We start from the raw sequence: 13,902 nt of genomic DNA, 5'->3' as shown, positions 1-13,902 counted from the left end.
ACAAATTTTCAAACCCATAATAAGATGGAAGAGATTTTAAAAAGACTTGAAATTATCGAGAAACACGTATTAGACCAAAATCTAATACTAAAGAATGTACTCAACTTCAATGAAGCTTGTAAGTACTTGGAATTATCGCAATCACACTTGTATAAACTCACAAGTGCGGGAAGCATTCCACATTACAAACCCAACGGTAAGAAGCTTTATTTCAACCGTGAGGAATTAGACCAATGGCTATTGCGTAACCGCAATGCCACTAATGACGAAATCGAGCAGCAAGCAGCTGATTATCTAATTAGAAAAGGGAGGGTAAAGTTATGATTGAGATAGTAGACTTAATCCTGAACCTCTCTCAGGAAGTAAAGACGATAAAGGCATACTTACAACAAATCCACCAATCACGGTTAGAGAGTTTTACTGAAGAGTGGATTGACGGACAGGATGTAATGCAAACGCTTCACATCAGTAAACGTACCCTGCAATCTCTACGAGATAGCGGTACGTTACCGTACAGCCGAATTAACGGCAAGTTTTATTACAAGCTTTCAGATTTAGAAAGCCTGATGGAAAAGAATTATTCACACAAAAAAACATCAGGTAATGGAAATAAATAAGGAAGCCATATTGAGCAAAACACATTACGGCCTAAATATTTATGCCTATGTGTTAAGACAGTACTATCCGGGCGAAACAGTTCTTTCCCTTTCGGGAAGGGACTGTAAACTCACTAAAAACCCATTCAATGAAGATAAACCTACATTGACGGTTAAGGTAGTAGATAATTGTGCGGTGCATACTGATAGCGAAGAAGCTATTGCAGACGGTAATGTATTTGATTTCGCAGCACTTCATTTTAAGTTTTCTGGTCAGGAATTACTGGATAAGCTAAATGAAGAATTGCATTTGCGTATTGGTCAGAAAAACGGTTTTTATAATCAGGAGGATGAAATATTTACGGAACCTGAACCTGAAATTATAAAACCAATACCACCAGTATTCAGCTATTTCAAAAAGCCTGTTACTAATGTAGTACCCACAAAAGAGATAACCTTGATAGAGGTTTACAACCTCATACAAGGCAATGAATTTGCTACGTGTACAAGTACACTACGCAATATCCAAGATGTAAAGGAAGCCCGAAAATACAAGGCATTTAATTTCGATTATGTCACATTCTCAGGTGCATTTTCAAAGCGAAATGATAAACACCTTAAAAAGCATTCAGGACTTCTAACGATTGACTTTGACCATATCAGTAATATTTCCACCTTAAAAGAAGAACTTCTTAAAGATGAATACTTTCAAACTGAACTTCTTTTTACATCCCCTTCTGGTGATGGATTAAAATGGATTATTTCTATTGAGTTAACCAAGGTCAAGCATCAAGACTATTTCAAGGCGGTTGCCAATTACATCCAACACACATACAGCTTTGAGGTAGATGGTTCAGGTAAAGACATTTCAAGAGCTTGTTTTTTACCTCACGACCCCAATGTATTTATCAATCCAAAATATTTATAGATGATGGAAAAGAAAACGTTTAATCCGTTGGAGTGGATGGAAAACCCAAACCAACAGCAGCAACATACAGAACAAAATTATCAACCAGTTACAGACAACAATTCAGAAGTTGAAAAAGTCATTCAGAATATAGAAGCTAATCATATTGATATTGCCCCCAATTACAACGATTGGATAAATATCGGTTTCGCTTTTGCTGATGAATTTGGAGAGTCTGGAAGAGGTTTATTTCAAAGAGTTAGTCAGTACTATTCGGGTTACAATGCTAAAGAATGCGACAAACAATTTGACAATTGCCTAAAGTCTAAAGGTCAAGGTGTATCGCTTAAAACCTTTTTCTTCCTTGCCAAACAAGCGGGAGTTTCTATTGTAACACAAACCAATGAACAGTATAAAGCTACCAATAGCAATTACAAATCATCAAAAGCTCCTCCTGTTCAAGAACACCAGGAAGAAGAACCGATTAAGGAGGTTATGCCAACATTTCCTAAATCCTTATATCCTGAGCTTCCTGAATACCTGCAACAAGTGATTGCTGTAGCTACATCAGATGAAGAAAGAGATATATTGCTCTTAGGTTCATTGGTGTCTATTAGTGCCTGTTTACCGAAGCTGTTTGGTATTTATGACGGTAAGAAAGTGTTTAGTAACCTCTTTCTATTTATCACAGCTCAAGCATCCGCAGGAAAAGGACGTTTGGTGCATTGTCGCCAATTGGTAAACCCTATTCACAAGGAATTACGTGAGGAAGCCAAATTGCACAAACAACACTTTGAATTGGAAATGGCGGAATACAACGCTAATAAAGGTAAAGTTGAAGGTGTAGAAAAACCAGCTCGACCACCTGAAAAAATGCTCTTTATTCCTGCAAACAATAGTTCAACAGGTGCATATCAATTGTTGGGTGATAGTGATGGCAAAGGATTAATTTTTGAAACCGAAGGAGACACTTTAGCACACGCCTTTAAAAGCGATTACGGAAATTATAGTGATGGTTTCAGAAAAGCATTCCACCACGAAACTATTTCCTATTACCGCAGAACAGACCGTGAATTTGTAGATATTGAAAGCCCTTGTCTTTCCACAGTTCTTTCGGGTACGCCAAAACAAGTTTCAGCTCTTATTCCAAGTGCAGAAAACGGCTTATTCAGCCGCTTTATTTTCTACTTTATGAATGTAAAGCCTGTTTGGAAAAACGTATTTGCAAGCACTACAGACAACGGACTGGATGATTACTTTGAGAATTTAGGGAACCAGTTCTACGAATTGTATAAGTTACTCAAAAGCAACGGAGAATTTCAATTCTATTTAACAGCCGACCAACAAGAACAATTCAATCATTTCTTTAGCGAGATACAAGGAAAATACCTCAATCTTCAAGGATTGGATTATATGGCTACCATTCGAAGATTAGGTTTAATTGCATTCCGTTTCTGTATGCTTTTTTCAGCATTAAGGATTTTAGAAACTGGTGATACATCTAACAAACTTGTATGTGAGGAAAGAGATTTTCAAGCTTCCTTGGCTATGATTAAAGTATTAGTAAAACATTCAAGCAAAGTGTTTGGAGAGCTTCCACAAGAAGAAACCAAACCAAGCCGAATGAACCGTAAAGAGAAATTCCTATACGCTTTACCAAAAAACTTTAACCGTCAGAAGTATTTGGAAGTAGCCAAAAAACTAAACATTCCTGCAAAAACAGCAGAAGGTTATATCACTGGTTTCGTAAAGTCCAACCTCATACACCGTGAACAACAGGACAATTATATAAATCTTTCAATTGAGGAAAATGAGGATATTAAGGAAGCTAAGGATTAACTATCCTTGGTTTCCTCTATTTCCTTAAAATTCTCAGACCAATAAGTTTTTATAATAAGGGAATGAGATTTTAGAAAACAATCTTATATTTGACAATTAATGTCCAAATTAATTTTTCCAGAAAAAACAAGAAATGTCTATAAACGAAACATTTGGAGAATACATAAGGAGTTTAAGGGAGCAATCAGGTTTGCCACTTAGAAAGGTAGCTGCATCACTTGATATTGACCCATCTACTCTCAGTAAAATCGAAAGAGGTGAAAGATCAGCAAATAAAGAAATGATTCCCATTTTAGCTGAAATTTTTAGTGAGGATGAAAATACTCTTGGTTTAATTCTAATGAGTGATAAAGTAGCAAATGATTTATTGGCAGAAGAAAATCCAAATGAAATTCTTAAAGTAGCAGAGGAGAAAATAAAATATTTAAAGAACAAGAGCTTGGAACAAGGCTCACTTGATTTTGACAAACAATGAGCATCGAACAAAGACGTGAAGCATTAACAAATCTTGTTAATCGATATAACCAATTTAAGGAAGAAGGTCGCCTCGACTTAACTTCAGAAGAGACTATTCGTACTTGGCTAAATGAAATGTTGGGTATATTTGGTTGGGATGTACAAGACACTTCTCAAATCCTACAGGAAAAAACACTAACACAAGCAGAAAGGGATAGATTAAGAGAAATTGGATCTACCAGTACTCGACCTGATTACACATTTAAATTAGGAAAAGAAAAACTCACATTTTTAGATGCAAAGGATATTACTGTAAACCTGAATACAGATACTTCTGCATCCTTTCAAATTAAATCATATGGCTGGTCAATTTTAGCACCTTGTGCCTTTATCTCAAATTTTGAACAGTTTGCGATTTATGATTGTGGTTATATCCCCAATAGAGAACAAGCAGCTGGGTTTGGTAGAATTTTCTTAACTGTAGATGAGTATATTGATAATTTCGAGCTTTTAGACAATCACCTGTTTAAGCCTAATATTTATGGTGGTAGATTGGCAGAATTGTATTCAGGAAACGAGGTTGAAGGGATTAAAAAAGTTAGCCCTGATTTTGCTTTTGCGAATTTCTTATCTGGTTTTAGACTTTCATTAGCGGGAAATATTCTTGAAAATAATAATGAAGTCGTAGCAAATGACACATCATTGCTAAGCTATGTTGTTCAGGTTATTATAAATAGAATTCTTTTTATTAGAGTATGTGAAGCAAGGAGATTAGAAGAAAATGCTCTATTGCTACAATTTAAGGAAGAAGGTTTTTGGGAGAGATTTAAAGAATCTTCATATTTAGATTTCTATCAACATTATGATGGTCCTTTATTTGAGCGTATTGACAGTATTCATAATCTCACAATTAATAATGAAATTTTTGACGAGCTATTATCATATCTATATTACCCCTCTCCTTATAGGTTTGATGTAATCCCGACTAAACTTCTTGGTGATATTTATGAAATCTTTCTTTCTAAAAAGTTGATATTAACTGAGGAGGGTGTTTCAGATATTCTAAAAACTGAGTACATCAAATCAAAAGGAGCAGTAAGTACACCGCAATTCTTAGTAGATGATATAATAAAAAGAACCCTAATAAAGCAAAATCTAATAGATTCAGGTGTTGAAGGTGTATTGAGTATATCTGCATTAGATATTGCTTGTGGTAGTGGTGTTTTCTTAATAGGTCTTTATGATTATTTAGAAGATATTGTTCTCGACATTCAGAGTAATTCACCGAACGAAGCATATAATCATTTGTTCAGTCAAACAGAAACTGAACTCATATTGAACCTTAGAGGGAAGCAGGCTATAATAAAGAACTGTATCTATGGTGTAGATATTGATCCTGAAGCTGTAGAGGTTGCAAAAATGTCTCTTGCTCTCAAAGTTATTGACAATGAAGAATACCCTGAAGCTTCAGAACAAATAGGTCTGTTTGGTGAGCAAATATTAAATGGAATAGGCTTAAACGTAAGGTGTGGTAATTCTCTTGTTGATTCATCTGTTCTTACTCAATATCCTGAAATTTTAGACAATGATGAAGAGCTTTTCAAAACTCGACCTTTTGATTGGCAAACTGATGATTATTTCCGTGATGTTTTCGACAATAAAGGAGGATTTGATTTCATAGTGGGTAACCCTCCTTATGTTGAAGTTAAACATTTTAATACTGAATTACCTTTTATGCATTCCTTTATCAAGGATACATATACAACAGGGAATAATGGCAAAATAGATCTTGCAGTCCCTTTTTTAGAAAGAGGATTGTCTATATTGAATGACAATGGTCGTTTAGGTTTTATTGTTCAGAAACGTTTTTTTAAAACAGATTATGGTAGTAAGATTCGTGAATTAATTTCATCTGGAAGTCACCTCTCAACAATAGTCGATTTTACAACGCAAAGTATTTTTAAAGGAAAAATGACATATGTGGCGACACTTGTTCTAAATAAATCTCCTAAAGAACAATTTTATTATCATAAAACTGAAGACAATATTGAAACACTACCCGCTTATCTGCGTGAATTATTGATTGCTGAATCTGATGAAACACAATTTTATAACTTGCCAAGTGAATCAATTACTGCAAATCCTTGGAGTTTTGACGACCCAAGTTTATTAAGCGTAAAACTTGATCTGGCAGGATTAGGAACTTTCGGTAATGTTGTAAATGTGAAAGTAGGTTTACAAGCTTTAAAGAATGAGGCTTATCATATCACCGCTACAAATGTTACAGATGGTATAATAACAGGACGTTCAAATTGGCAAGATAATATTACAATAGAGGAAGGAGCTTGCAGACCCTTAATGTGTAATGTCCAATTTTACCCTTTTAGACCTGACACTACAAATACCTATGTAATATTTCCTTATGATATAATTGATGGAGAAAAAAGAGAAATTTCTTATCCTGAATTTTGTGAACGTTATCCGTTAGCCGGAGCTTATTTAGATGGACAGAGAGAGAGGTTAGAAGGGCCTGTAGCTAATGGAGGTGTTCAAACAATGCCAATCAGAAACCCACAAAGATATACGGAAGATTTTTGGCACATTTACACCAGAGCTAATAATATAGAGCACATATATCCAAAAGTTCTCGTACCAATGACTACAATGGACACTTTTGCTACTGTCACTTTATCTGATAAAATTTATTGTGACAATGCAAATATGTTTTTTATCCAAATTGATGAAGTTTCGGAAGACCGCCTTTTTGCTGTATCAGGGATTATTAACTCAGTAGTATTTTCTGTTTTAGGTCGTTCAATTGCAAATCCTCAGTCCAATGGATATTTCAAGTTTAACAAGCAGTTTTTAGAGCCAATTCCATTTCCTGTCGAAAATTTCAATAACTCTCCAGAATTAGTAGGTCAACTTGCTACAGTTTCAAGAGATATTAAAAATAGACAAGATCAATATCGTACAAACCCAAACAACAGAAATACTTTAATACCTGTATTAAGACAATTATGGAATCAATTGGACAACTTAGTCTATTCTTTATATGATTTAAATGAAGATCAGATAGCCTTTTTTAATGAAAGAGGTCGAAATATTGATAGGGTAACATTCTTAAATAATTGGATGTAAAATGAAAAAGATATTTGAAAATATAGTAAATAAGCATTCAGAAGACAATACCTTTTTGGATCAGTTATTCACAACTATTTACCTGTATTCAAGAGGTATTTATGACGTTAAGAATAAATTGATAAAAGATCATCTTCTTGGAAAAGACAATGAATTAGTGCTCAATCTTTTATCTAAAATTAATTCTGAACTTTCTACCCAATCATTGATTGAACTTTTCGAAATAGCCATTCCAAAGAGTGAACAACAAACTAATGGGGCTGTATATACACCTGATGTAATAAAAGATTATATAGTAGACAATACACTAATAAAATTCACAGATAGACCAAATAAAATATTGATAGCTGATATTTCTTGTGGATGCGGTGCGTTCCTTTATTCAGCAGCCAAAAAACTCAAAAAACAAACCAATAGTGCATATAGCGATATTTTTTCTCAGTTGTATGGTCTTGACATTAGTCCTAACAGTTTGAAAAGAGCTAAGATATTGCTATCTCTTTTAGCAATTAGAGAAGGAGAAGATGATAAAGAGTTTAGTTTTAATCTATTTGAAGGTAATGCCTTGAATTTTGATTGGTATAAAATTTCGTCAGTAAAAAATAATAAAGGCTTTAATATAGTCGTAGGGAACCCTCCTTATGTTAGAGCAAAACATATAGATAGTGCTTCAAAGAAGCTACTTAAAAATTGGAAAGTTGCTTCTTCTGGTAATCCAGATTTATACCTTCCCTTTTTTGAAATTGGTATGAATTGGTTAAACCCTAATGGTGTTCTTGGATATATTACTGTTAACTCATTTTTCAAAAGCGTTAATGCAAGAGGTCTAAGAAATTATTTATCACATAATGAGTTTCCTTTAACCATTATCAATTTTGGTCACGAGCAAATATTTGAAAAGCGACTAACTTATACTTGCATCTGTTTTATTGATAATCAAAATGATGGTAATATTTCTTACACAAAGGCTACCGCAAAGGATATTTTAAATAAAACTCAATTCAAATATTCAATTCTTGAATATAGCACATTAAACCATCATAGAGGTTGGCTTTTAAATAATGCACAAATTGTTTCTAACATTAATAGAATTGAAAATGCAGGGCCAAGTTTAGATCAATTATACACTATAAAAAATGGAATCGCTACGTTAAGCAATGATGTTTATATTTTTAAACCTATAAAGGAAGATGAATCAAATTATTACTTCATAAAAGATAAGAAAGAATACTCGGTTGAAAAATCCATTTGTAGAGAGATTATCAAACCTAATATTCTGAAAACTGAAAGCGAGATTGAAGAAGTAAAAGAAAAATTAATTTATCCTTATACAAATGGTATAGCTCCACTCTCTTTGATAAAGGAAGAAAAGCTCCAAGAAAAATTTCCTTTAGCATATAAGTATCTTTTAGATTATAAAAGTCAACTTGATGGTAGAGATAAAGGAAATGGGGATTATGGTGCGTGGTATGCTTTTGGCAGAACACAAGCCTTAAATGATAAGGGATTAAAACTCTTATTCCCTTATATGGCGAAAAGTCCTCATTTCGTATTCACCAATAATTTGGATATGCTTATTTATTGCGGCTATGCCATTTTTTCTGAATCAGAGGAAGAACTCCTTCTTCTAAAAAGAATACTTGAATCTGATGTATTCGATTACTATATGAAAAACACAAGTAAACCTTATTCTTCAGGCTATTATTCTTATGCTAAAAACTATGTGAAGCATTTTGGGGTATGCGAATTATCTGATAGTGAGAAACAAGAGCTTTTAAGCTTAAAATCTAAAAGAAGCATTAATGAGTTTGTATCTGATAAATATGAGGTAGTAATGGACAACTAAATCAAATACTCTTTTAATTATGCAAAATCACTGTTTCAACATACTAACTTTTAATCATCCACAGGAAAAACTAACACTCTACTTTACCAATGTAGAAAATGAATCACTTACAAGGGTGTATCATAGTTTAGTTCCTGATGAGGTTATTGAGGAGTTTGGGGAACAAGAGCATTACTACACATCTTACACCAAAGGCATAGAAAGTTTTTATCCAGTTACAAAAGCGGTTAATCCAAGCTACGAAACAAAGGAAGATGAAAACGGAGAAGAACGCTCTTTTAGAGTTCATAATTCGGGTTTATCAGTATCTCTGTTAAAACGATACTACAACTCACAAATTCACGAGTATTTCAAGGGTAAAGGCTTTTTAGTCAAACCTAATTTTATAAGTGATACAGAAATATGGCTACAAAGTAAGAAGTACGATAAAACGGGTCAATTTAATCTATTCGACCGCTATTCGCTTAAAGTACAATTCAAGACGGTATCAAAGCAACTGGAACTACTTGTAACCTTTGAGGGTACTTCAAAAGTCTATAAACAATCAGTTGAAGAAATTCAAGAGTCTGTTTCACCAAAGGCTTTTAATTGGGTAATATTTGAAAATGGACTGTATAAATTTGATGAATTGCCAAGTGCAGGTAAAAGAGCTTATGACCAAGTATTTCCTGTTTGGAACTTCGATATTCGGGATGCTTTGGGGGAAACCACGGAAGCACCAAATAAATCAAACAAGTACAAAAAGTTCAAGGATGCTATCGACTACTTTTATAGCACCTATCTAAATACAGAAGAATTTAAGAACCTTATTCCTATCAATTCCAATGGCTTTATTCCAGTAGAGGAAATTAAAACAGGAAGAGTAAAGAGTAATAGTAATCAGTTATTATTTGGTGAAGGAAAGACCGACATTGTTCCAATGAACGGTATGAAAAATCACGGTCCTTTTGATTTTAGCGATACTTCAAAAATTCATTTCTTCTTCATTTTTCATAAAGATGATGTTAAGGTAGCTATGAAAATGGATAGGTTTTTTAGAGGTACTGAAAGAGGTTTTGGAGGTTTATCAAAGTTCATTCATACGCCTTACCACACAGAAAAAGGTTTTAGTATAATGTTTGAGGATAGAGAGAATCCTTGGTCTGAAATCTACACTAAGGTTACAGAGAAGCACTTTGAACCCGACATTCAATATATAGCCATTTACATAAGTCCATTTTCAAAAAACTCACCTGATAAGTCCAGAAGAAAGATTTATTATAAACTAAAAGAACTACTACTTAAAAAAGGTATTTCCTCTCAGGTAATAGATGCTGAAAAAGTAATGACTAACGACAAATATTACTTTAGCTTACCCAACATTGCCATAGCTATTTTAGCCAAATTAAACGGTATTCCTTGGCGTTTGGACAACACAGTAAAGAAAGAATTAGTAGTTGGTGTAGGTGCATTTAAAAACCCTGATTTTGATGTTCAATACATAGGAAGTGCATTTAGCTTTTCTAATAATGGTAGGTTCAATCGTTTTGAATGTTTCCAACAAGACCAAACAAGGGAATTGGCGGGTTCTATTATAAAATCGGTGAAAGATTATGCAGCACTAAATCCTGATATAAAACGCTTGGTAATTCATTTTTACAAGACAATGAGCCAAGACGAGTTACAACCCATAGAAGATGGATTGAAAAGATTAGGATTAGGAATACCAGTGTTCATTGTTTCCATTAATAAAACAGAATCATCAGATATTGTAGCATTTGATTTAGGTTGGAAAGACTTAATGCCACTAAGCGGTACATACATCAATATTGGCTACAACAAATTCCTGTTGTTCAACAATACCCGATACAGCAATAATCAGTTTAATTTCTATGATGGTTTCCCATTTCCGATAAAACTAAAAATCTACTGTACTCAAAAGGAATTGGTAGACGACATAAAAACAGTTAGAGAACTTATTGACCAAGTATATCAATTCAGTAGAATGTATTGGAAATCGGTAAGACAACAAAACTTACCAGTTACCATAAAATACCCTGAAATGGTTGCAGAAATGCTCCCACATTTTGACGGTAACGAAATACCCGAATTTGGAAAAGATAACCTTTGGTTTTTATAATGATAAAGCATTAAAAATATATGGAAGCAACACAAGCACAACTATTAAGCCTCTTAGATGGAAAAAAGCAATTTACTATTCCAATATACCAGAGAACCTATTCTTGGCAAATTAAGCAATGTCAGCAATTGTTTGAGGATATTCTAAGAGTAGGTAATGATGCTACAGAGCTTTCTCATTTCGTAGGTTCAATAGTTTATTTTAAACCAGGTAACTCTCCAATTACCAGTGTTCCCGAATTACTTGTAATTGATGGCCAACAAAGACTTACTACAGTTTCCTTAATGCTTCTTGCTCTTATTCACTATCTACAGGAACACGAAGATGTTTCATTGGAAGATGAGACTTGGGAAGAAATACAAGAAACCTATTTAGTAAATAAGCATAGAAAGGATGACTCTAAATTTAAGTTGCTTCTAACTCGTAAAGACAAATCTACTTTTACCAAACTTATTGATGAAATAGAAATTGACGGGGACTATTCTAAAAAGGTATTAGATAACTATAATTTTTTCAAAGGGAAATATCACTCTGAGAATGTTCAAGCCATTTACCACGGTATTAAGAAGTTGATTATAGTTGATGTAATTCTTGAAAGAGACAAAGACAATCCACAGTTAATATTTGAGAGTTTGAACTCTACAGGGTTAGACTTATCACAAGCCGATTTGATACGAAATTACATATTAATGGGTCAGCCTTTAGAACTTCAAGATGTACTCTATGAAAAATATTGGTATCCAATGGAACAAAGCTTTGGTGAAAATATTGGTGCTCTTGCTTGGTTTATCCGTGATTATCTCACAATGAAGGAAGCTTCCATTCCTAAAATAAATCTTGTGTATGAGACTTACAAAAGGTTTCTCAATTCTAAAAACGGCTTTAAAACCGTTGAAGATGCCATAAAGAGTTTACACAGATATTCAAAATTCTATGTACGTATAGCACTATTAAAGGAGCAAGACACCGAAATAGCTAAGAAATTAAAAGAGATAACAAAACTTAAAATTGATACCTCATATCCTTTCTTATTGGCTGTATATGGCGATTTTGAGGAAGAACAAATAAACAAAGATGAGTTTATTGAAATCATATCCTTGGTTTCCAATTATGTATTCAGAAGAGCCATTTGTGGTATTCCAACAAACAGTCTCAATAAAACCTTTGCAACCCTTTACAAAAGAATTAAAAGAGAAACCTATTTGGAATCAGTTAAAGCTGCATTCTTGTTAATGGATGGTTATAGACGTTTCCCTTCAGATGCTGAATTCACAAAGGAATTACAAGTTAAAGACGTTTACAGTTTTAGGTCAAGAAACTACTTATTAGAATCTCTTGAAAACTGGAAACGTAAAGAATTGGTTAATGCTGAAAACTATACAATAGAACACATTTTACCTCAAAATCAGAATGTATCTCCACAATGGCAACAAGAACTTGGTGAGAATTGGGAAAGAGTAAAAGACAAATATTTACATTCATTAGGTAATCTTTCGTTAACCGGATATAATTCAGAATTATCAGATAGACCATTTGCTGATAAGAAATCAATAGAAGGTGGTTTTGATACAAGTCCTTTGTTTTTAAATTCCTCAGTAAGAGAAGCTACAACTTGGAATGAAGATGCTATACTCAAAAGAGCTTCCAAATTAGCTGAAAGAGCCTGTACAGTATGGCAAAAGCCTAAATTATCTAATGATAGATTAGAGTTATACAAAGAGCCTGAAACCACTAAAGAACAAGCGGTTTATAACATTGAACATTATGACCACTTACAAGGTGATATGTTGGAATTGTACAAGAATCTTGAAAAACGAGTTTTAAATTTAGATGCTTCGGTAAGAGTAGAATTTAAAAAGCTATACATAGCATTTAAAGCACAAACAAATTTCGTTGATGTTGTTCCTCAAAAGAAAAGATTACGTCTTTCATTGAACACTGAATTTGACCGTATTAAAGACCCGAAAGGTATTTGTAAAGATGTATCAGGTTTAGGTAGATGGGGTAATGGAGATGTTGAAGTAGGTTTAGAGAATCTTAATGATTTGGATTATGTAATGGAATTGATTGAACAAGCATTTGAAGAACAAGTAGAATCAATATAATCCCACCGCACAGCCATTTGCTTCCAGTAGGTTCTTTTCGTTCGCTCGTACCTCACTTACTACAATCACCCACTTCCTGCAACGCACAGCAAGAGAAGTCCTTCATTCATTTCCGTTGCACTACAATTCATTCAGCCCTGCACTTGCTTTTCCCAACGCACATCCAAACGCAGGTAAAGCGGTGTTCCGCCTTCGGTCGTCAGCAAATAAAATCGCCAAGCCATTACAGCACATTTTTTGGAATACTTCAATTTTTAAAGGTCAAAAAAAGAGCTGCAATGCCCTTTGGGTGCTTCGCTAAAGCTACGCAGCTTGTCACTTTTATTGCGTTCCTCTGTCAGTTGTCACGGTAGTTCCTTTGTCTTTTTTGCCACTTCCTTCCGTTCCTCCAGTCAGTCGCAAAAAATCCAACCACTACCCATAATTTTGCTCGCCTGCGGGTCGCTACGGGCTGCGGCTTAATGCTGATTGATTTGCCTCCGCTATCGCTCTGGCTATTAAAGCGGTAAGCCTTGTGTAAGTTCCGTTTCACTCCGCCTTTTTGTGTAAAGAAAAATTACAAAAAGGCTACGTTCCACTACACACATAGCTACAAACCGCCCTTATCAGGGCTTCTGTTGGTAGCACCCTTGCTCCACTCGCAGGCGGCTCGCGTTGCTTGTCCAAAGTCCGCAATCCGTTCGTGCCTCACTACTTGCAGCCATTGTCCAGCCGATTAGCTCAAGGCTGTTTTTACCTGCGTTTACGCACGATTTGACTAACAATACACATTCCAGTTTATAATTGAACTTAGTTTCTTTTAGAAATCTGTCTTTTGATTTAATCCTTCAATTAATACAGTTTGCCACAGTCAGTCTAATTCTCAATCCAATTATAGAGAAATAAAAAACTCA

The 13,902-nt window shown here is 34.2% G+C and carries 9 protein-coding genes; all 9 read left to right on the top strand.

Translation table 11 applies throughout. From position 1 onward, the window contains the following. Nucleotides 1-24: 24 nt before the first annotated feature. The 9 genes from OD90_RS02490 to OD90_RS02450 all read left to right on the top strand — a co-directional run bounded on the left by OD90_RS02490 (nucleotide 25) and on the right by OD90_RS02450 (nucleotide 13,009). Nucleotides 25-324 (top strand): helix-turn-helix domain-containing protein, encoded by a 300-nt coding sequence (locus OD90_RS02490; RefSeq protein WP_114309691.1) that lies wholly within the window; start codon nucleotides 25-27, stop codon nucleotides 322-324. Further along, nucleotides 321-617, top strand: coding sequence for a helix-turn-helix domain-containing protein (locus OD90_RS02485; RefSeq protein ID WP_144666090.1), 297 nt, complete (start codon nucleotides 321-323; stop codon nucleotides 615-617). Before OD90_RS02490 ends, OD90_RS02485 begins: the two co-directional genes overlap by 4 nt. Continuing rightward, the gene (locus OD90_RS02480; RefSeq protein WP_144666087.1) at nucleotides 604-1,524 is read left to right on the top strand and encodes a BT4734/BF3469 family protein; all 921 of its coding nucleotides are present in this window, start codon (nucleotides 604-606) and stop codon (nucleotides 1,522-1,524) included. The genes OD90_RS02485 and OD90_RS02480 overlap by 14 nt, the downstream gene beginning before the upstream one ends. Beyond that, nucleotides 1,525-3,342 carry a DUF3987 domain-containing protein gene (locus OD90_RS02475; RefSeq protein ID WP_261374451.1) on the top strand — a complete coding sequence of 606 codons (1,818 nt, stop codon included), beginning with the start codon at nucleotides 1,525-1,527 and terminating at the stop codon, nucleotides 3,340-3,342. It abuts the gene before it with no gap. 133 nt (nucleotides 3,343-3,475) lie between these two features. Continuing rightward, entirely contained in the window at nucleotides 3,476-3,817 is a 342-nt protein-coding gene (locus tag OD90_RS02470) for a helix-turn-helix domain-containing protein (protein ID WP_144666084.1), read from the top strand. Further along, entirely contained in the window at nucleotides 3,814-6,939 is a 3,126-nt protein-coding gene (locus OD90_RS02465) for an Eco57I restriction-modification methylase domain-containing protein (protein ID WP_144666081.1), read from the top strand. Before OD90_RS02470 ends, OD90_RS02465 begins: the two co-directional genes overlap by 4 nt. A gap of 1 nt (nucleotide 6,940) precedes the next feature. After that, entirely contained in the window at nucleotides 6,941-8,785 is a 1,845-nt protein-coding gene (locus tag OD90_RS02460) for a class I SAM-dependent DNA methyltransferase (RefSeq protein ID WP_144666079.1), read from the top strand. A gap of 19 nt (nucleotides 8,786-8,804) precedes the next feature. Next, the gene (locus tag OD90_RS02455) at nucleotides 8,805-10,904 is read left to right on the top strand and encodes a Piwi domain-containing protein (RefSeq protein WP_144666076.1); all 2,100 of its coding nucleotides are present in this window, start codon (nucleotides 8,805-8,807) and stop codon (nucleotides 10,902-10,904) included. A 20-nt stretch (nucleotides 10,905-10,924) separates the two neighbouring features. Further along, nucleotides 10,925-13,009 (top strand): DUF262 and DUF1524 domain-containing protein, encoded by a 2,085-nt coding sequence (locus tag OD90_RS02450; protein ID WP_144666073.1) that lies wholly within the window; start codon nucleotides 10,925-10,927, stop codon nucleotides 13,007-13,009. The last annotated feature ends 893 nt before the right edge of the window (nucleotides 13,010-13,902 follow it).

Source organism: Dokdonia sp. Hel_I_53 (assembly GCF_007827465.1).
Taxonomy (GTDB): domain Bacteria; phylum Bacteroidota; class Bacteroidia; order Flavobacteriales; family Flavobacteriaceae; genus Dokdonia.
This window is presented reverse-complemented; position numbering and strand designations above follow the sequence as displayed.

Coding starts and splice junctions, on each gene's coding strand:
- OD90_RS02490 (WP_114309691.1), top strand. CDS start 25: ATGGAAGAGATTTTAAAAAGACTTGAAATTATCGAGAAACACGTATTA.
- OD90_RS02485 (WP_144666090.1), top strand. CDS start 321: ATGATTGAGATAGTAGACTTAATCCTGAACCTCTCTCAGGAAGTAAAG.
- OD90_RS02480 (WP_144666087.1), top strand. CDS start 604: ATGGAAATAAATAAGGAAGCCATATTGAGCAAAACACATTACGGCCTA.
- OD90_RS02475 (WP_261374451.1), top strand. CDS start 1,525: ATGATGGAAAAGAAAACGTTTAATCCGTTGGAGTGGATGGAAAACCCA.
- OD90_RS02470 (WP_144666084.1), top strand. CDS start 3,476: ATGTCTATAAACGAAACATTTGGAGAATACATAAGGAGTTTAAGGGAG.
- OD90_RS02465 (WP_144666081.1), top strand. CDS start 3,814: ATGAGCATCGAACAAAGACGTGAAGCATTAACAAATCTTGTTAATCGA.
- OD90_RS02460 (WP_144666079.1), top strand. CDS start 6,941: ATGAAAAAGATATTTGAAAATATAGTAAATAAGCATTCAGAAGACAAT.
- OD90_RS02455 (WP_144666076.1), top strand. CDS start 8,805: ATGCAAAATCACTGTTTCAACATACTAACTTTTAATCATCCACAGGAA.
- OD90_RS02450 (WP_144666073.1), top strand. CDS start 10,925: ATGGAAGCAACACAAGCACAACTATTAAGCCTCTTAGATGGAAAAAAG.